This is a genomic window from Pseudonocardia sp. CA-142604 (assembly GCF_050948475.1).
Taxonomy (GTDB): Bacteria; Actinomycetota; Actinomycetes; order Mycobacteriales; family Pseudonocardiaceae; genus Pseudonocardia; species Pseudonocardia alaniniphila.
The window spans coordinates 6263473-6281470 of the sequence record NZ_CP192045.1 but is presented as its reverse complement, the minus strand read 5'-3'; the positions used below and the strand labels follow the sequence as shown (position 1 = coordinate 6281470).

At 70.6% G+C, this 17998-nt stretch carries 16 protein-coding genes and 1 pseudogene; 14 read left to right on the top strand and 3 right to left on the bottom strand.

The window, feature by feature from the left end:
- Position 1 precedes the first annotated feature (1 nt).
- From ACQPZQ_RS28520 to ACQPZQ_RS28495, 6 genes are all read left to right on the top strand, one after another.
- On the top strand, positions 2 to 1090 hold the full coding sequence (locus ACQPZQ_RS28520; protein ID WP_433285745.1) for a carbon-phosphorus lyase complex subunit PhnI: 1089 nt from the start codon (positions 2 to 4) through the stop codon (positions 1088 to 1090).
- Complete coding sequence (locus tag ACQPZQ_RS28515; RefSeq protein WP_433285743.1) at positions 1087 to 1986, top strand: alpha-D-ribose 1-methylphosphonate 5-phosphate C-P-lyase PhnJ; 900 nt, start codon at positions 1087 to 1089, stop codon at positions 1984 to 1986. Before ACQPZQ_RS28520 ends, ACQPZQ_RS28515 begins: the two co-directional genes overlap by 4 nt.
- Complete coding sequence (locus ACQPZQ_RS28510) at positions 1983 to 2840, top strand: ATP-binding cassette domain-containing protein (RefSeq protein ID WP_433285741.1); 858 nt, start codon at positions 1983 to 1985, stop codon at positions 2838 to 2840. The genes ACQPZQ_RS28515 and ACQPZQ_RS28510 overlap by 4 nt, the downstream gene beginning before the upstream one ends.
- A gap of 11 nt (positions 2841 to 2851) precedes the next feature.
- Entirely contained in the window at positions 2852 to 3592 is a 741-nt protein-coding gene (locus ACQPZQ_RS28505) for an ATP-binding cassette domain-containing protein (RefSeq protein ID WP_433285739.1), read from the top strand.
- Between the two features lie 40 nt (positions 3593 to 3632).
- Complete coding sequence (locus ACQPZQ_RS28500) at positions 3633 to 4829, top strand: alpha-D-ribose 1-methylphosphonate 5-triphosphate diphosphatase (RefSeq protein ID WP_433285737.1); 1197 nt, start codon at positions 3633 to 3635, stop codon at positions 4827 to 4829.
- A gap of 106 nt (positions 4830 to 4935) precedes the next feature.
- Positions 4936 to 5571: an NUDIX domain-containing protein gene (locus ACQPZQ_RS28495; RefSeq protein WP_433285735.1), complete on the top strand. Its 636-nt coding sequence runs from the start codon at positions 4936 to 4938 to the stop codon at positions 5569 to 5571.
- Here the strand turns inward: ACQPZQ_RS28495 and ACQPZQ_RS28490 are convergent.
- Positions 5568 to 6440 (bottom strand): helix-turn-helix transcriptional regulator, encoded by an 873-nt coding sequence (locus ACQPZQ_RS28490; protein WP_433285733.1) that lies wholly within the window; start codon positions 6438 to 6440, stop codon positions 5568 to 5570. The genes ACQPZQ_RS28495 and ACQPZQ_RS28490 overlap by 4 nt on opposite strands.
- A gap of 122 nt (positions 6441 to 6562) precedes the next feature.
- Between ACQPZQ_RS28490 and ACQPZQ_RS28485 the strand changes: the two are divergent.
- Positions 6563 to 7771 (top strand): annotated as a pseudogene (locus tag ACQPZQ_RS28485) (MFS transporter); the annotation flags it as partial.
- A 189-nt stretch (positions 7772 to 7960) separates the two neighbouring features.
- Here the strand turns inward: ACQPZQ_RS28485 and ACQPZQ_RS28480 are convergent.
- Positions 7961 to 8758 carry a helix-turn-helix domain-containing protein gene (locus tag ACQPZQ_RS28480; RefSeq protein WP_433285731.1) on the bottom strand — a complete coding sequence of 266 codons (798 nt, stop codon included), beginning with the start codon at positions 8756 to 8758 and terminating at the stop codon, positions 7961 to 7963.
- Positions 8759 to 8861: 103 nt separating this feature from the next.
- Here ACQPZQ_RS28480 and ACQPZQ_RS28475 point away from each other — a divergent pair, with 103 nt between their 5' ends.
- From ACQPZQ_RS28475 to ACQPZQ_RS28445, 7 genes are all read left to right on the top strand, one after another.
- Positions 8862 to 9737: a phytanoyl-CoA dioxygenase family protein gene (locus ACQPZQ_RS28475; protein ID WP_433285729.1), complete on the top strand. Its 876-nt coding sequence runs from the start codon at positions 8862 to 8864 to the stop codon at positions 9735 to 9737.
- Positions 9734 to 10039, top strand: coding sequence for a hypothetical protein (locus ACQPZQ_RS28470; protein WP_433285727.1), 306 nt, complete (start codon positions 9734 to 9736; stop codon positions 10037 to 10039). The genes ACQPZQ_RS28475 and ACQPZQ_RS28470 overlap by 4 nt, the downstream gene beginning before the upstream one ends.
- Positions 10040 to 10381: 342 nt before the next feature.
- Positions 10382 to 11641: an ABC transporter substrate-binding protein gene (locus tag ACQPZQ_RS28465; RefSeq protein ID WP_433285725.1), complete on the top strand. Its 1260-nt coding sequence runs from the start codon at positions 10382 to 10384 to the stop codon at positions 11639 to 11641.
- A gap of 67 nt (positions 11642 to 11708) precedes the next feature.
- Positions 11709 to 12638 (top strand): carbohydrate ABC transporter permease, encoded by a 930-nt coding sequence (locus ACQPZQ_RS28460; RefSeq protein ID WP_433285723.1) that lies wholly within the window; start codon positions 11709 to 11711, stop codon positions 12636 to 12638.
- A complete protein-coding gene (locus tag ACQPZQ_RS28455) occupies positions 12628 to 13533 on the top strand; it encodes a carbohydrate ABC transporter permease (RefSeq protein ID WP_433285721.1) in 906 nt (301 codons plus the stop codon). The genes ACQPZQ_RS28460 and ACQPZQ_RS28455 overlap by 11 nt, the downstream gene beginning before the upstream one ends.
- A gap of 26 nt (positions 13534 to 13559) precedes the next feature.
- Entirely contained in the window at positions 13560 to 14921 is a 1362-nt protein-coding gene (locus ACQPZQ_RS28450) for an alpha-L-fucosidase (RefSeq protein ID WP_433285719.1), read from the top strand.
- A gap of 4 nt (positions 14922 to 14925) precedes the next feature.
- Positions 14926 to 15591 (top strand): FadR/GntR family transcriptional regulator, encoded by a 666-nt coding sequence (locus ACQPZQ_RS28445; RefSeq protein WP_433285717.1) that lies wholly within the window; start codon positions 14926 to 14928, stop codon positions 15589 to 15591.
- A 74-nt stretch (positions 15592 to 15665) separates the two neighbouring features.
- Here the strand turns inward: ACQPZQ_RS28445 and katG are convergent, their stop codons facing one another.
- Positions 15666 to 17888, bottom strand: a complete 2223-nt coding sequence (katG, locus tag ACQPZQ_RS28440) for a catalase/peroxidase HPI (protein WP_433299398.1) — start codon at positions 17886 to 17888, stop codon at positions 15666 to 15668.
- Between the last annotated feature and the right edge of the window lie 110 nt (positions 17889 to 17998).

Sequence of the window (17998 nt, the reverse complement as noted above, 5' to 3'; positions counted from 1 at the left end):
CGTGGGGTACGCCGCCGTCAAGGGTGGACTGGACGCGATCCTGGCCGCCGAGGACCTGGTCGCCCGGATGCGGGTGGACGACGCGAGCCCCTGGGTGAGCGAGGAGCAGCTGATCGGCAGGCTCCGGCTCGCCGTCGACCGTGTGCAGGGCGAGGGCGGTCTCGCATCAGCCGAGCTCGCGGCGCGGGCGATCAGGCAGGCCGAGGGCGACCTCATCGAGGCCTCGCTGCTGGTGCGCTCCTACCGCAGCACCCTGCCCCGGCTCGGCTACACCGTGCCGACCCCGACCTCGGAGATGGAGGCGGTGCGCCGGATCGTCCCGGCGTTCCGCGAGCCTCCCGGGCGCCAGCTGCTCGGCCGCACGCTCGACTACACCGAGCGCCTGGTCGACTTCCGGGACGAGGCCGCCGCGCGTGCCGCACTGGGCGAGCCCCCGGCGACCCCGCAGGAGATTCCGGCCGACGGTCGACCGGGCGGAGCCTCGGCGGAGCACGCATTGACTCAGCCGCGGCTGGCTGAGCTCCTCGCCGCACGCGGGCTGCTCGCCGACCGCCGCGTGGACGGCGACCCCGAGCCGGTAGACATCACCCGCGACCCGGTGACCGTGCCGGCCCCGCGGTCGGCCCGGCTCGCCGTGATGGCCCGCGGGGAGACCGGCGCGCTGGTGAACCTCTGGTACCAGGGCGTGATGGGTGACCGGCGCGGCGCCGAGGACATCACGCTCGGCGAGGTCCGCGTCGGAAAGCTGCCCGTGACCGTCCGGCACCCGCGCACCGGTGGAGCCGTCCGCGTCGGGTCGGTGCAGGTCACCGAGGTCGAGGCGATGTCCAACCTCAACCGCCCCGACGAGAACACCGCCGTCTTCGACATCGGCTACGGCCTGGTGCTCGGCCACAACGAGCGCAAGGCGATCGCGATGGCCGTGCTCGACATCGCGATGCACCGCGACCGGGCCCGCACGGGCCTGGAGCAGAACGTCATCGCCACCTGCGACGGCACCGACGCCAGCGGGTTCCTCGAGCACCTCAAGCTCCCCCACTACGTGACGTTCGGCTCGCAGCTCGAACGCAAGGAGGCGATGCGCCGGTGACCATCCAGGAGATGAGTACCGAGGTGCCTGCCGCCCGCTCCACCACCGACCTGCTGGACGAGGCCGACCGCTACAGCTTCGCCTTCCTCGACGAGCTGTCCAAGCGCGCCATCCGGCGGGCGATCCTGTCCGCCGTCGCCGTGCCCGGCTACCAGGTGCCGTTCGCCAGCCGGGACATGCCGGTGGCCCGCGGATGGGGCTCGGGCGGGCTGCAGATCACCCTCGGCATCGTCGGGCCCGACGACGTGGTGAAGGTGATCGACCAGGGCGACGACGCGGGCGTCAACGCCGCGAACCTGCGCAGGCTGATCCAGCGGACAACGGGCGTGACCACCACGCTGGACCGCCGCGAGGCCACGATCGTCCAGTCCCGCCACCGGATCCCCGAGGAGGGCATGCCCGACGGGCAGGTCCTCGTGCTGCAGGTGCCCGTGCCGGAGGCGCTCCGCGGGATCGAGCGCAGGCAGTCGGAGCTGCGGCGGATGCACGCCGAGGCCGACTACTCACGGATGTGGGTGGCGCTCTACGAGGACTACGTGCGCCACGGGGCGATCACGAAGTCGACCGGTTACCCGGTGCTCGTGAACGGCCGGTACGTGATGCAGACCAGCCCGATCCCGCGCTGGGACGTGCCACGGCTGCACCACCACGAGGGCCTGGCGCTGTTCGGCGCCGGACGCGAGAAGCGGATCTACGCGGTGCCGCCGTTCACCGATGTGGTGCCACTGACCTTCGAGGACATCCCGTTCGAGGTCGAGCGCATCCCCGGCGCGGTGTGCGCGCGCTGCGGCAGCACCGAGAGCTACCTGAGCGAGATTCCCCAACAGGACGCGCCGTCGCGCTGGGTCTGCAGCGACACCGACTGGTGCGACCGCCGTACGGAGGGTCAGTCATGAGCCGGGCCCAGGAGGCGGCCCAGAAGGCGGCGCTGCGGGTGGAAGGGCTGGGGAAGATCTTCGGCCCTGGTTGCCCGGAGTGCGTCGCCGCAACCGGGCCGGAGCTGGCCCGCGAGCTGTGTGCGGTGTGCGGGTCGATCGTGGCCTGCTGGGACGTGAGCTTCGAGGTCGCCGCGGGGGAGTCCCTCGGCATCGTCGGCGAGTCGGGTTCCGGCAAGTCGACGGCACTGCGCTGCCTCGCGGGGGACCAGGTCCCCACGGCGGGCCACGCCTACGTCCGCAGCGTCGAGGGCGGCACCGCCGACCTCTTCACGCTGCCCGCGGCCGACCGCAGGCGCGTCGGCGTCGAGGACGTCGGCATGGTCTACCAGGATCCGGCCGAAGGCCTGAGCCTCGACATCACCGCGGGTGGCAACGTCGTCGACCGGCTCGCGGCCGCCGGCTGGCGGCACTTCGGCCGGATGCGCGAGCGGCTTCTCGAGCTGCTCGCTCGCACCGAGGTGCCGACCGAGCGCGTCGACCACGTCGTGCGCACGTTCTCCGGCGGCATGCGCCAGCGCGTGCAGATCGCGAAGGTGCTCGCCAACCGGCCCGGCGTGCTCCTGCTCGACGAGCCCACCACCGGGCTCGACGCGTCGGTGGCGGCCGGGGTGCTCGACCTCATCCGCGACCTGCAGGAGGAGCTGGACCTCGCCGTGGTGGTCGTCAGCCACGACTTCCGCGTGATCGAGATGCTCACCCGGCGCGTGCTCGTGATGCAGCACGGCCGCGTGGTCGAGCAGGGCCTCACCGACCAGCTGCTCGAGGACCCCCAGCACCCATACAGCCAGCGGCTCGTCGCCGCGGCCCGATGAAGGGAACCCAGGTGACCCCTGTTCTCGACGTCCGCGGCCTCGCCAAGTCCTTCATCCTCCACGGCATCGGCGGCCGCGTCGTGCACGCCTTCTCCGGCGTCGACCTCACCGTCGCGCCCGGGGAGCTCGTTGCGCTGGCGGGCCGGTCGGGTGCCGGCAAGTCCTCGGTGATCAAGGCCGTGTATCGGACGTACCGGCCGACCGCGGGCTCGGTCATGTTCGCCCCCTCGACGGGGGAGCCCGTCGACCTCGCCGCACTGCCCGACGCCGATGTCGCCGACCTGCGGGAACGCGAGATCGGCTACGTCTCGCAGTTCCTGCGTGCCGAGCCCCGGCGCGGTGTGCTCGACGTGGTGGCGCGCGCAGGCGTGCGCCGTGGCATGGAGCCGGGCCGGGCCCGGGAGGCGGCCGCCGACGTGCTGGCTGCGCTCCGCCTCGACCGCGAGCTGTGGCAGACCTACCCGACGTTGCTGTCGGGTGGCGAGCAGCAGCGGGTCAACCTCGCGTCGGCGCTGCTCGCCCCGCCGCGGTTGCTGCTGCTCGACGAGCCCGTCTCGGCGCTGGACCCGGCCAACCGGGAAGCCGTGCTGTCGATGATCTCCACGCTCGTCGCGGGAGGCACCGCGGTGCTGACGATCCTGCACGACCACGAGGCGATCCGACGGCTCGCCAACCAGGTGGTGCTGATGGCCGACGGTCGCGTCGTCGACGCAGGGGACCCGGCCGAGGTGCTCGCGGAGGTGGCGCCATGACCGGCCGCCTCGCGTCCGCCGGGATCGACGGAGCCGCACGATGAGCCTGGCGATGGACCGGATGAGCACCACGGTCGGCACCTTCGCGGTCCGTGACGTTCGCGCGGTGCTGCCCGACCGCGTGCTCGACGGTGCGGTGGTCGTCTGCGAGAACGGGGTGATCACCGAGGTCAAGGAGGGTGGGGCGGCCCCCGTCGGCGCCATCGACGGCATGGGATCGCTGCTGATCCCCGGCATCGTCGACGTGCACTCGGACGCGCTCGAGGTGGAGGTCAACCCCCGCCCCGGCACGTCGTTCCCGATCGACTTCGCCCTCGGGGCGTTCGAGGCGCGTGTGCGGGCGGCGGGCGTGACCACCGTCTTCCACGGCGTGGGCTTCTACGACACCGGGGGCGGGCGCCACACGGGCCGGACGCTCGAGCAGGCCCGGTCGGTGTGCGCGGTGCTGCGGATCCGGATGGAGTCCGGCCGCGCCGGTGTCGCGCACCACGTGCTGCACCGCATGGACGTCCGCAGCCCGCTCGCTCTCGACGTGCTGCTCGAGTGCCTTCCCGCGCAGGCACCGGGGGTTCCTGCCCCGATGGTCTCGGTGGAGGACCACACGCCGGGCCAGGGCCAGTTCCGCGACATCGACCGCTTCGTCGCCGCCCGCGCGGCGGAGCAGCCGGGGAAGACGCGCGAGGAGATCGAAAAGCTCGTCCGCGACCGCATCACCGGCCGCGATGCGCTGCTGGTGAACCGCGACCGCAACGTGGAGCGGCTCGGGGATCTGGCCGCGTCCGGTCGCATCCGGCTGCTGGCCCACGACGTGGTGTCGGCCGAGGAGATCGCGGACGTCCGCACGCGCGGCGCCCGCGTGGCCGAGTTCCCGACCACTCTGGAGGCGGCGCGGGCCGCCCGCGAGGCCGGGATGCCCGTGGTGATGGGGGCACCGAACGTCCTGCGCGGCGGCTCGCACTCCGGCAACATCGGCGCGCGCGACGTTGCCGCCGCCGATCTGGTCGACGCCCTGGCCAGCGACTATGCACCGCCCGCTCTGCTCGCCGCGGCGATTCGGCTCGCAGCCGACGGCGTCCTTCCGCTGACCGACGCCGTCGGGCTCGTCACGGCGGGTCCCGCTCGCACTGCCGGTCTGCTCGACCGCGGGACGATCGCGCCCGGGCAGCGCGGCGACCTCGTGTTGGTCGACGACTCCGGACGCTGGCCGGAGGTGCTGCTCGTACAGACGGCCAACTGACGCCCTCCGAGGGCTTTTCTCTCCTCCAAACGGGCTTCCTGCCGCCTGACGGGTGGGTCTGCAGCAGCGAACGGGTAACCGTGAGCCGCGAGCCGAGGAGGAGACGATGGGCGGAGCCGGAGAGAAGTCTGCGCAGAACAACGGTCCGCCGCAGCGGGAGCGCGACGGACGGATCTCCACCGGCGACGGGGCCGACACCCGGCCTTCGAACGACGGGTGTCGGCGCCCGGCCCGACCCGTGAGCGACGCGGTGAGTCCTCACCGGGTGGGGACTCGGCTGGAGTACTTCCACGATCCCGCAGCGCCCCGGCCCACCGTCCTGGTGCCGGTGGCGTTCGCCGTCGTGCGGGACGACCGCGGCCGGGTCCTGCTGTGCCGCCGCGCTGACACCGGCAACTGGGAGATACCCGGCGGTTCGGTGGCCCCAGGTGAGTCGGCACTGGATGCGGTGCAGCGCGAGGTCGAGGAGGAGACCGGGGTGCTGATCGCCGTCACCGGGGCCTCCGGGATCTACACCGACCCGGAGTACGTGATCGCCTACCCGACGGGGGAGGTGCGCCAGCAGTTCGCGGTGTGCTTCCACGCCCGCCCGACGGCCGGTGCCATCCGGCCGGAATGCCAGGAAACGGCGCAGGTGGGCTGGATACGCCCCGATCAGCTCGACCGCTTCCCGATCCACCCCGGGGTCCGGGTGCGGTTGGACGAGGCGATCACCGATCCCGACCACGTCCACGTGGCCTAGGCCGACCAGGACTCCGACACCCGGCCGAGGGCACAGAAGTCGGCGCTGCCCTTGGCGGCGCTGTAGACCACCAGCCGGTGGTGGCAGGTCGCCGGAATGTCGAGCACGCGGTAGTCGAGATCGAGTCGACCGATCCTCGGGTGCTCGAACACCTTCCGCCCGCTGTGACACGGGCGCACGTTCCTGCGCTCCCAGCGTTGCGTGAAGTCCGCTGATTCCTCGCTGAGGTCGGCGACGAGCGACCGCAACCCCGGGTCGTCGGGCCGGTATCCGACTGTCGCCCGCAGATGTGCGACCGCGTCGTCGACGATCTCTTCCCAGTACGGGAACAGCCGTCTCGCCGCGGGGTTCACGAAGAGGTAGCGGACGTTGTTCGGACGAATGTCGTCGGGCCCGTGCCCGGTGGTGCCGGCGTCTTCGAGGAAGTGGCCGACGAACAGCGCAGCCGCGGCAGCGTTCCACGCGAGGACGTCCCCGACGCGGTCGATGACATACGCCGCCGACGGTGGTGCGACGAGGTCGAGCACGTCTCGGGCCTGCTGGAGGTGCTCGGCGGACACGGCGGTCGGGCGCCGGTTATGGCTGGGATCGGCCAGGGCGTGCAGATGGGCCTGCTCGTCGTCGTCGAGGCACAGAGCCCGCGCGAGCGCGTCGAGCACGCCGGCTGATGGTGGGCCGCCGCGGCCCTGTTCGAGGCGCACGTAATAGCCGAGGCTCACGCCGGCGGCGTCGGCGACCTCCTCGCGGCGCAAGCCCGGCGTGCGTCGGGGACCAGAACGGTCGATACCGGCCTCGACCGGCTCGAGGCGGCCGCGACGACCGCGCAGGAACGTGCCCAGCTCCCGCAGCTGGGCGTTCAGTGTCGCCATGTCCTCACCTCTCGTCGTCCGGGCGAACGGAGCGGGCCACTCCCGGATTCCGGATCAGGGTGACCATGTCCTGGTCACCCTGATCGCTGGCCGCCGCCGCGACCGGCTCGCAGGCTGGTGTCGTGTCCGATGATCTACCCGACGCCACCGACGGCGGTGCCGCGCACCGCGGCTCGGCCGGTCTGACCCTGGTCGCCGCCGCACTGGGATTCTTCGTACTGACGCTCGACACGCAGGTCGTGACAGTTGCCATGCCCGTGATCGGGACCGAGCTGAACGGCGACATCACCGCGCTGCAGTGGGTGGTCAGCGGCTACACGCTGATGCTGGCCGCGCTGCTGCTGTCGGCCGGGTCGCTGTCCGACCGGATCGGAGCAGGCAAGGCCTTCGCAATCGGGCTGGCGGCGTTCACCGTGGCTTCTGCGGCGTGCAGCGTTGCACCCGGCCTGGGAGTGCTGGTGGCGGCCCGGTTCCTGCAGGGCGCCGCCGGTGCTGTCGTGCTGCCGGCGTCACTGGCACTCGTACGGCAGGCATATCCGACGGCCGCCGCCAGAGCTCGGGCCGTGGCTGCGTGGACGGCCGTCGGCGGTGCGGCGATGGCCGCAGGTCCACTCGTCGGCGGGCTGCTGACCAGCACGCTCGGGTGGCGGTCGGTGTTCTACGTCAACCTCCCGATCGGGCTGGTGGCACTGATCGCGCTGATCCGGGGGCCTCGTTCGATTCCTCGCCCGACGCCGTTCGACCTTCCCGGCCAGCTGTCCGCAGCGCTGGCGCTCGCAGCCATCACGTATGCCGTGATCGGGGGCAGTGCGGCCGCGCTGGCGGCGTTCTGCGTGATCTCCGCCGTCTTCGTGGTCGTCGAGCAGCGATCCACGCACCCGATGGTCCCGCCGCGGTTGGTCCGTCGTCCCACAGTGGCGGTACCGACTGCCACGGGGCTCGCCCTCAACTTCGCCTTCTACGGCGCGGTCTTCCTGCTGGCCCTCTACTTCGAGCAGGTCCGCGGCTTGTCCGCGCTGGAGACCGGGCTGATGTTCCTGCCGATGACGGCACTGATCACCATGGTGAACCTGCTCGCGGGACGTCTCACCACCCGGTACGGGCCGCGGCTTCCGATGGCCGTCGGTCAGGTGGTGCTCGCCGGCGGAGCATGTGGGCTGCTCGCACTCCAGCACGACACCCCGCTCGTCGTGCAGGCAGCCGTCCTGCTGCCCTTCGGCCTCGGCGCCGGACTCGCCGTGCCCGCGTTGACCGCGGCGCTGCTCGAGTCCGTCGACGCGGACCGGGCCGGGCTCGCCGCAGGACTGCTCAACGCAGGTCGGCAGTTCGGCGGGGCGCTCGGCGTGGCCCTGTTCGGCAGCCTCGCCGGTGGGGCGGTCCTCACGGGGCTGCACACGGGCGCCCTCGTCGCCGCGACGGTGCTCGTGGTGACGACGGTCGCCACCGTGGTGTTCGTCCGCCCCCGGATGACGGTTCCCGGACCGCAGGACGAGCCTTTCGCCCGGAGCGGGGTCCCGGTGTCAGGTACCCGCGCGGATCGCCCGGGGGGAGCGGCCGAGCTCGCGGCGGCACGCCTTGTTGAACGCCTGCAGGTCGGTGATGCCGATGGAGGCGGCGATGGCGGGGATGGACATCGTGGTGGCGGTCAGCAGGTGGCGCGCCCTGGCCATCCGCCGCTGCCGGATGTAGCCGACCACCGGGACGCCGGTCTCGGCCCGGAAGAGCCGGGTCAGGTGGTTGTGCGACACGCCGGCCGCACGGGCGATCTCGGGGACGGCCAGCGGCTGCGCGAGGTTGGCCTCGATGTGGGCGATGGCGGAGGCGACGGCCGGGTGCCTCGCGCTGGCCGCGTGCCGCGTGCTGCTCGTGGCCGGCTCCGGAAGCTGGGCGACGCGCCAGAGCGCCGTCCAGACCTCGGCTGCCACTCGGGGTGACGCGCCGGGCGACGCCTCGATCGCGGAACGGAGGAGCTCCGACAGCCCGGCGGCCGCCGGACCGGCGTCCTGGACGACGGGCACCGACACGGCCTGGCCACGTGATGGGGTGCGGAAATGGGCGAAGAGGTGCTCCGACCGGCCCGTGTAGTCGAAGCGGACCTCGACTCCCGGCGGAACCAGGCTGACCGAACCGGGGTGGACGGGGTAGCTGCGCCCGCCGATGGTCAGCTTCGCCGAGTAGCCGTAGACGTGCAGTTGCCACAGGTCGGGCAGCCGGAAGACGTCGTGCAGGCTGCGGACCCCGTGCACGCCCACGCCGACGTTCACCGGCCCCGGCGGTTCGCCCAGGCGGAGCGGGACGCGCTCCACCCGGGCGATCATGGTGAAAAATTACCACCAGTGGCGAACCAGACCCACGCGCTGCGCGTTGATCCCTTCCTACGCTCGCCGAACGCAGACCAGTCGTCGGCGGCGAAGGAGAGACATGTCCCGTCCCCACCGCAAACACCTGCTCACGTCCGTACAGATGGCCCGGTTCGTCGCGCACGGCTCGTTGCGCATGGATGCCGTCGTGCCGGCGGAGATGAACGCCCAGGCCGTCGAGGTGCTGCGGGAGGGAATCCCGGCAGCGCCGTACGGGGCGTCGCTCGCCGAGGCGTTCGAGGAAGGGTCGTTCGCCCGGCGGCTGGTCGGGTTGCCCGAGATCGCCGGGGCGATCTACAGCCTCGTCGGGCCGGACCCCACCGTGGACCACCACGCCGTGCACATCCGCAGAGCACGAGAGGGCACGGCGCAGAACCTGCACGGCGACGCGATCATCGACGTGCGGCCCGATGCCTTCGACGTGCAGCTCATGTACTACCCGCAGGAGGTCACGCTGGACATGGGCGGCACGCTGTCCGTGCCGGGCAGCCATCTTCGCCGCACCAACGAGTCGGACACCGGCCGCTACCAGAACCTGCGTGGCCAGAGCCGGCTCACCTGCCTGGCAGGCACGGTCGTGTTCCTCCACCACGGCATCTGGCACGGCGGTCGGCGCAACGACAGTGACGTCGACCGGTACATGTTCAAGATCCGCTTCAACCCCACGGTCCGGCAGTTGCGGCTGTGGAACACCGACGATCTGTACGACCCGGCGGTCGCCACCGAGCTCGGCAGGCTCTTCCCCTGGTACGAGCACGCCACCGGGCGGCTGGAGATCTACAACCGGGTGAAGCTGTGGCAGGCCCTCGTGGGGGACGACAGCTACGACCCGGACTACTGGGTCACCCGGGTCACGAACCGGCCCACCCGCGTGGTGGCGCAGCGCAGCCTCAATCCGCACGCCCGTCAGCCCACCGCGGTGGGGGAGACGGCATGACCAGCACCCAGGGGACCGACCAGCAGCGAGCCTCGGAGTCCCTGCGTCAGCAGGTGCTGGTTCTCTACCTGTCGTCCTCGGCGCTGGACTCGGCTGTCGTCGGCTGGTCGGTCTACGACGGCACCGGTCGGACGAACCCGACCACGGGGGACAGCGACACGCCGCCCTACGAGAGCGGGCTGGATGCGCTGAGGGATGGCTGGCGGTTGATCCAGGCCGCGCAGCTCCTGCCGCCACAGCCGGGGCACGAGTACGACGTCTCCTTCCTCAAGCACGAGTTCTTCTTCGAGAAGCTGGTGTGACCTCCGCTGGAGGCGAGATGTCCCGAAGCCCTCCGGACCGATCCACGCTGCAACATCGGATGTATCGAACATTCCGTGTTGTGCGACTTCATGGTGCCGTGATCTCGGGAAATCCGGGGGATCGGCGCCTCTCGGCGAGCTGAGCACCACGTGGGCGATTGGCGTGCCGGAAATAGTCCCTGATAGAGAGCCTGTGGAAGCGATCTCCTGATCGGCGGGGTTGCGTGCGAAGGCGCACGGAGGGCGTGCGCGGCAAATATGTCTCGCCCTCTTGACGAGTAGGGCTGGCGACCGTCATTGTCCCCGGAACATCGGATGTCTCCATCAGCGTCGAGGAGCACCATGACGGTTCACACCACGTGGAAGCGGGCCGTAGGGGCCGCAGCTGCCGTGACTCTCGCCCTGGCTGTCGCCGCGTGCGGCTCGAACGGTGGCGGTGGCAGCACCACCACCGCGGACGGCCGCAGCAGTCTCGTCTGGAACATGTGGAGCGGGTCCACCGCCGAGGTCGAAGCCTGGAACCACCTCGGTGGAATGGTGACCGCGGCCCATCCCGACATTCAGCTCGAGTTCCAGACGAGCAGCTTCAATGACTACTGGACGAAGCTGGCCGCGCAGGCGAGCGGTGGAGACACCGGCTGCATCCTGGGCGTCCAGTCACTGCGGGCGCGCAGCATCGCGCCGCTGCTGGTCCCGCTCGACGACATGCTCGCCGGCGCGGGCGTCAACCCGGCCGACTTCGACCAGTCGATCTGGAGGGGCCTGCAGGTGGACGGCGAGCAGCTCGCCATCCCCTACGACTTCGGGCCCCTGGTCATGTTCTTCAACGTCGACCGGTTCCGGGAGGCCGGCGTGCCGGTGCCGTCGGTCGACTGGACGGTGGAGGACTTCCTCTCCGCGGCCCAGTCGCTGACCACGGGCGGCAAGTACGGGTTCGCGCTCTACCCCACGATCGACACCGTCATCCCGTGGTCGCTCTCCCTGAAGGGCACCGACCCCGTCACACCCGACGGGAAGATGGACCTCACGCAGCAGGGCTTCGTCGAAGCGGTGCAGTGGTACACCGACTTGGTCAACAAGCTGCACGTCGCGCCGCAGGTCGCGGCCACCAGCGACCCGACGCCCGCCCTCAGCACCTTCATCGCAGGCGACGCCGCCATGGTCGTCGACGGTCCGTGGCAGCTGGTGAACCTCCAGAAGCAAGCGGCCTTCGAGGTCGGTGTGCTGCCGATCCCCGCGGGCGACAGCGGCTCGCACAGCCAGGTCGCAGGCTCGGGCTTCGGGATCTCCCAGACGTGCGCGGACCCGGAGAAGGCGATGCAGGCCATTGCCGTTCTCACCGGGCCCGAGGCACTCGGGTACCTCGCCGATCAGGGACGCGCGTACCCGTCCCGCATCGCTGCGCAGGACGCGTGGTTCAAGCCGGAGCTGGCGGGCGCGAAGGAAGGCCTGAAGGCGGCGATCGACAACAGCGTGAGCTCTCCGGCGACGGAGAACTACACCCAGGTCTCGCAGCTCTTCACCCAGTACGGCGTGCAGGCGGTGAACGGCCAGCAGAGCGTGCCGGACTTCCTGAACACGGTGCAGCAGCAGACCGGATGACACCACGACCGGAGCGGACACGCCGCTGCCCGGCAGGGGCGGCGTGTCCGCGGGGAGGCGGTTGCACATGACGATGTCGGTCCCTGCCCCGCCCGCCGAGCTCCGGCGGGACGCCGGGCGCGGAGTGCGACGAGGTGACGGGCGGGCAGCACTGGGATTCCTCGCCCCGAGCACCACGGGGTTCCTGCTGTTCACCCTGATCCCGCTGGTGGGGTCACTGGCGATCAGCTTCTTCGCCTGGCCGGTGCTCGGGAGGCGCCGGTTCGTCGGCCTGGAGAACTTCACGGACCTGCTCGGCGACCCGATCTTCCACCAGATCATGCTGAACACGCTGATCTTCGTGGTGGTGTACGTCCCGCTGAACATCGTCGTGTCGCTCGGGCTGGCGCTGTGGATCTCGCCGCGCATCCGCGGGCGAGGGCTCTACCGGCTGCTCTTCTTCATCCCCACCGTCACGCCGATGATCGCCAACGCCCTGGTGTGGCGGCTGCTGTACCAACCGGGCGGCGTGATCGACCAGACGGTCCAGACCGTGTTCGGTGTCCCGGCGCCGAACTTCCTGGGCGACACCCGCTGGGCGATGGCAGCGGTGATCCTGATGTCGGTCTGGCAGGGCTTCGGCTACAACATGCTGGTCTTCTCGGCCGGACTCGACGCGATCCCGCAGAGCATCCAGGATGCGGCCGCGATCGACGGGGCCGGGCCGCTGCGCCGGTTCTGGAGCATCACGCTGCCGATGCTCTCGCCGTCGATGTTCTTCGCGATGATCATGACGCTGATCACCTCGTTCCAGGTGTTCGTCCAGCCCTACGTCCTCACACGCGGCGGGCCCGGCGTGACCACGGAGACGATGGTCCTGCACCTCTATCGGCAGGGGTTCGAGCAGTTCGACCTCGGCACCGCGTCGACGATCGGCTGGTTCCTCTTCATGATCATCATGCTCGTGACCGCGCTGCAGTTCCTGGGCCAGAAGCGGTGGGTGCACTATGACGGCTGAGACGCTCCCCCCGGGCCCGGCCGGGCTCGCCGAGGTGGACGCCGGCCGACGACCTGCCCGTACTCCACGCAGGCGCATGACCCCGCGGGCCGTGGTGTCGCAGGTGCTCCTGACCGCTGTTCTCGTGCTCTTCCTGATGCCGTTCGTCTGGATGATCGCGAGCGCGCTCAAGCCGCCGGCCGAGGTGTTCGGCAGCGGCGCGGGGCTGATCGGGTCGGAGATCCGGTGGTCCAACTTCGCCGAGGCGTGGAGCTACCTGCCGTTCGGCAGGTTCATGCTCAACGGGCTGTTCGTCGCGGTCACGGGCACGGTCGTCGTCTGCGTGACGTCGGTGCTGTCGGCGTACGCGTTCGCCCGGCTGCGCTTCCGGTTCCGCGACCGTCTCTTCCTGGTCTACCTCGGCACGCTGATGGTGCCGCAGGAGGTCACCGTCGTCCCGATGTTCATCCTCATGCAGCAGTTCGGGTGGGTGGACAGCTACGCGGCACTGATCCTCCCGTGGGCCTTCACCGCGTTCGGCACGTTCCTGCTGCGCCAGTTCTTCCTCTCGATCCCGAGCGAGCTCGAGGAAGCCGCGACGATCGACGGCGCCGGGAAGCTGCGGATCCTCCTGCAGGTGGTCGTGCCGATCGCCAAGCCCGCCGTGGCCGTTCTGGCCGCGTTCACGTTCATCAACTACTGGAACAGCTTCCTCTGGCCGCTGATCGTGGTGAACAGCCGCGAGATGGCCACGGTGCCGCTGGGGCTGAACCTGTTCCTCAGCCAGAACGGCAACCAGTGGCACCTGCTGATGGCCGCCTCGGCCATCTCGATGCTGCCGACCGTCGTCATGGTCGTGTTGCTGCAGCGCCACCTCGTCCGGGGCATCGCCCTGTCCGGCCTCGGCGGCCGATGACCGACACCCGCATGCGAAGGAGTCCCATGGCCACGCCCGTCGAGACCGGCAACCGGATCGAGACCGTCGACTGGAGCCGGCTGGCACGCCCGCTGCCCGGCTGGTTCTCCGACGCCAAGCTCGGCATCTTCATCCACTGGGGCGCGTACTCCGTGCCTGCGTGGGCAGAACCGACCGGTGAGCTCGGAGCGGTCGACGAGGCGACCTGGTTCGCGCACAACGCCTACGCCGAGTGGTACTGGAACACCATCCGGTTCGCCGACAGCCCGGCCCGCCTCCACCACCGGCAGACCTACGGAGATGCCCCGTACGACGACTTCCTCGACGCCTGGCGCGCCGAGCAGTTCGACCCGCAGGACTGGTGCGCCCTCTTCGCGCGGGCGGGCGCCCGCTACGTCGTCCCCACGACGAAGCATCACGACGGCATCGCCCTGTGGGACGCGCCCGGCACCGGCTCGCGCAACACCGTCCACAGAGGTCCGCGCCGCAACCTGATCGGCGACCTGGAGTCAGCCGTGCGAGCCGCCGGAATGCGGTTCGGCGTCTACTACTCGGGCGGCCTGGACTGGAGCACCAGCGACTTCCCGGTCATCGACACCGACGCGAACGTCCGGGCACTGCGGCCCAATGACGCCGCTTACGCCGCCTACGCCCACCTGCACGTCCGTGACCTGATCGACCGTTTCCGGCCGGACGTGCTCTGGAACGACATCGAGTGGCCCGACTTCGGCAAGCACAGTGGTCCTCTGGGCCTGTTCGAGCTGTTCCAGCACTACTACGCGACCGTTCCGGACGGCGTCGTCAACGACCGGTGGGGCGACACGCACCGCGACTACCGCACGAGCGAGTACCAGCACCACCTCGATGCGGAGGGCTCACCGGCCTGGCAGAACTGCCGCGGGATCGGTCTGTCGTTCGGCTACAACCAGGTCGAGGACGACCGGCATCTGATGAGCGGCCCGCAGCTGGTGCGCCACCTCGTCGACGTCGTCTCCCGGGGTGGCAACCTCCTGCTCAACGTCGGCCCGACGGCGAGCGGCCTCATCCCCGACGGCCAGCGCCGGACCCTGGAGTCGCTCGCCGGCTGGATGGCCGTGAACTCGGGGGTGGTGCACGGCTCACGTCCCCTCGACGGCGAGATCGCGGATCCGTCCGACACGCCCTGGATCCGCTGGACCCGCACGGACGCCCAGGTCTGGGCGGTGGTCGACGCGCCGGGCGGCGCCGCCGTCACCCTGCCCGCCCGCCCCGGTCGCCTTGATCTCGCGTCCGCCGCCCTCGCCGACGGCACACCGGTATCGGCAAGGGCTGACGGCGGTGGCCTCACGGTGGACCTTCCCGTCCGCACGGCCGAGACACCCGTGGCGGTCGGGTTCGCCGCCTCCTGAGCGCGTGGCGGTCACCGACGAGGCGATCCTCAGAATCAAGGCGATGATCCGGTCCGGGGAGCTGCAGCCGGGGGACCGGCTGCCCCCGGAGAAGGAGCTGAGCGACGCGCTCGGGCTCTCGCGCAGCTCGCTGCGCGAGGCGGTCAAGGCACTCGAGGTCATCCGCGTGCTCGACGTGCGCCAGGGCGACGGCACCTACGTCACGAGCCTGACCCCGGATCTGCTGCTCGACGCGATGTCGTTCCTGGTGGACATCCATCAGGACTCGTCGGCGCTGGAGCTGTTCGAGGTGCGCCGCATCCTGGAGCCCGCGGCCATGACGCTGGCAGCGCGCCGCGCGAAACCGTCGGACGTCGAGCACCTGCTCGGGTTGCTCGCCCAGGTGCACGGCACGACGTCGGTGGACGACCTCGTGGACCACGACCGCGTCTTCCACCGCTACATCGCGGAGCTGACCGGCAACGCTTACCTGGTCGGCCTCCTGGAGACGGTGTCGAGCGGCACGCTGCTGGCGCGCGTGTGGCGCGGGCTCACTGAGGAGGGCGCAGTGGAACGCACGCTCACCGAGCACCACGCCATCGTCGACGCGCTAGGCAAGGGCGACGCGGCCCTGGCGGCGGCGCAGCTCAGCGTCCACATCGACGGAGTCGCCCGCTGGCTTCGTGGCTGACGGCACACACCGCTTGGCCACGGCACACATGTCCGAACGTGTGCACGGTGACCAGGAGGTGTGTGCGGCCAAGCTCAGGCCAGGTCGTACCTGTCGAGGTTCATGACCTTGTCCCATGCGGCCACGAAGTCCTGCACGAACTTCTCCCGCGCGTCGTCACTCGCGTAGACCTCCGCGACGGCCCGCAGTTCGGAGTTCGAGCCGAAGACGAGGTCGACGCGGCTGCCGGTCCACCGGATCTCGCCGGTGGCGCGGTCGCGGCCCTCGAAGGTCTCCGAGGTCTTGGATGTCGGCTTCCACTCCGTGCCCATGTCGAGCAGGTTCACGAAGAAGTCGTTGGTCAGCGACCCGGGCGACGAGGTGAAGACGCCCAGCGGGGACCGCCCGGAGTTCGCGCCCAGCACACGTAGGCCACCTACGAGGACGGTCATCTCGGGCGCGCTCAGGTTCAGCAGGTTCGCGCGGTCGACCAGCAGGTGCTCCGACGGCAGCCGGTTGCCCTTCCCGAGATAGTTGCGGAACCCGTCCGCCGTCGGCTCGAGCGCGGCGAAGGACTCCACGTCGGTCTGCTCCTGGGAGGCGTCCATGCGTCCCGGGGTGAACGGGACCCGGACGTCGTGGCCTGCGTTCTCGGCCGCCTGCTCGACGGCGGCGCACCCGCCGAGCACGATCAGGTCGGCCAGCGAGATCTTCTTGCCCCCGGTCCGGGAGCTGTTGAAATCCTCCTGGATCCCCTCCAGGGTGCGCAGCACCTGCGCCAGCTCGTCTGGGTCGTTGACCTGCCAATCCCGCTGGGGTTCGAGGCGGATGCGTGCCCCGTTCGCCCCACCGCGCTTGTCGCTGATGCGGAACGTCGAGGCCGACGCCCACGCGGTGGAGACGAGTTGGGAGACGGTCAGCCCGGAGTCGAGGACCTGTCTCTCGAGGGCGGCGATGTCCTCCTCCCCGACCAGCTCATGGTCTACGGCGGGGATCGGGTCCTGCCAGATCAGCCTCTCTTTCGGGACCAGCGGACCGAGATAGCGCTGGATGGGGCCCATGTCGATGTGCGTCAGCTTGAACCAGACGCGGGCGAACGCGTCCGCCAACTGGTCCGGGTTCTCCAGGAAGCGCCGCGCGATCGGCTCGTAGACGGGGTCGAACCGCAGCGCGAGGTCCGTCGTCAGGATCGTCGGGGCGTGTGTCGTCGACGGGTCGTGGGGGTCCGGTACGGTGCCGGCCCCGCCACCGTCCCTGGGGATCCACTGCCACAGACCGGCGGGGCTCAGCTCCAGGTCCCACTCGAAGCCGAACAAGGTCTCGAAGTAGCTGTTGTCCCAGGTCGTCGGGGTAGGTGTCCACGTACCCTCGAGCCCGCTGGAGATGGTGTCGCCGCCCTTCCCGGTGCCGTAGCTGTTCCTCCAGCCCAGGCCCTGCTCCTCGATGGAGGCGCCCTCGGGTTCGGGCCCGAGGTATCTTTCCGGGTCGGCCGCGCCGTGGGTCTTGCCGAACGTGTGCCCGCCCGCGATCAGCGCGACGGTCTCCTCGTCGTTCGTCCCCATGCGCCGGAACGTCTCGCGGATGTCCCGGGCCGACGTGTAGGGGTCCGGGACCGTGTTCGGGCCCTCCGGATTGACGTAGATGAGGCCCATCTGGTCGGCGGCCAGCGGCTGTGCCAGCTCGCGGATGCCGGTGTGGCGCTGGTCGCCGAGCCAGATGCGCTCCGGGCCCCAGTAGACGTCCTCGTCCGGCTCCCAGACGTCCTCCCGGCCACCGGCGTAGCCGAAGGTCGTGAAGCCCATCGACTCCAGGGCACGGTTCCCGGCGAAGACCATCAGGTCGGCCCAGGAGATCTTGCGGCCGTACTTCTGCTTCACCGGCCAGAGCAGCCGGCGTGCCTTGTCGAGGTTGCGGTTGTCCGGCCAGCTGTTCAGCGGGGCGAAGCGCTGCATGCCGGTGGCCGGGCCACCTCGGCCGTCGCCGATGCGGTACGTCCCGGCGCAGTGCCACACCATCCGGATCACGAGCGGGCCGTAGTGGCCGAAGTCGGCGGGCCACCACTCCTGCGAGGTCGTCAGCACCTCGTCGACGTCCTTCGCCAGGGCGTCGAGGTCGACGGTCATGAACTCCGCGGCGTAGTCGAAGGCCTCGCCCATGGGGTCGGCGACGGCGGTGTGCTTCCGGAGGATCGACAGGTCGAGCCGGTTAGGCCACCAGTCACGGTTGCTCGCGCTCCCGGTCGGGCGACTGTCACCACCGGCCGCGGCGTGGATGCCGAGGCCCAGGCTCTTGTCGTATGTCCGGTATACGTCCGTCATGGTGGGGAACCGCCCTTGGCCCATCCCGACGCCGACGGCATGCGCGTGGTCCGTGTCGGTCACCGCTCTCCGCGGCCGGGCCTACAGCGGACTGGGCGCTGCGTCGGGTC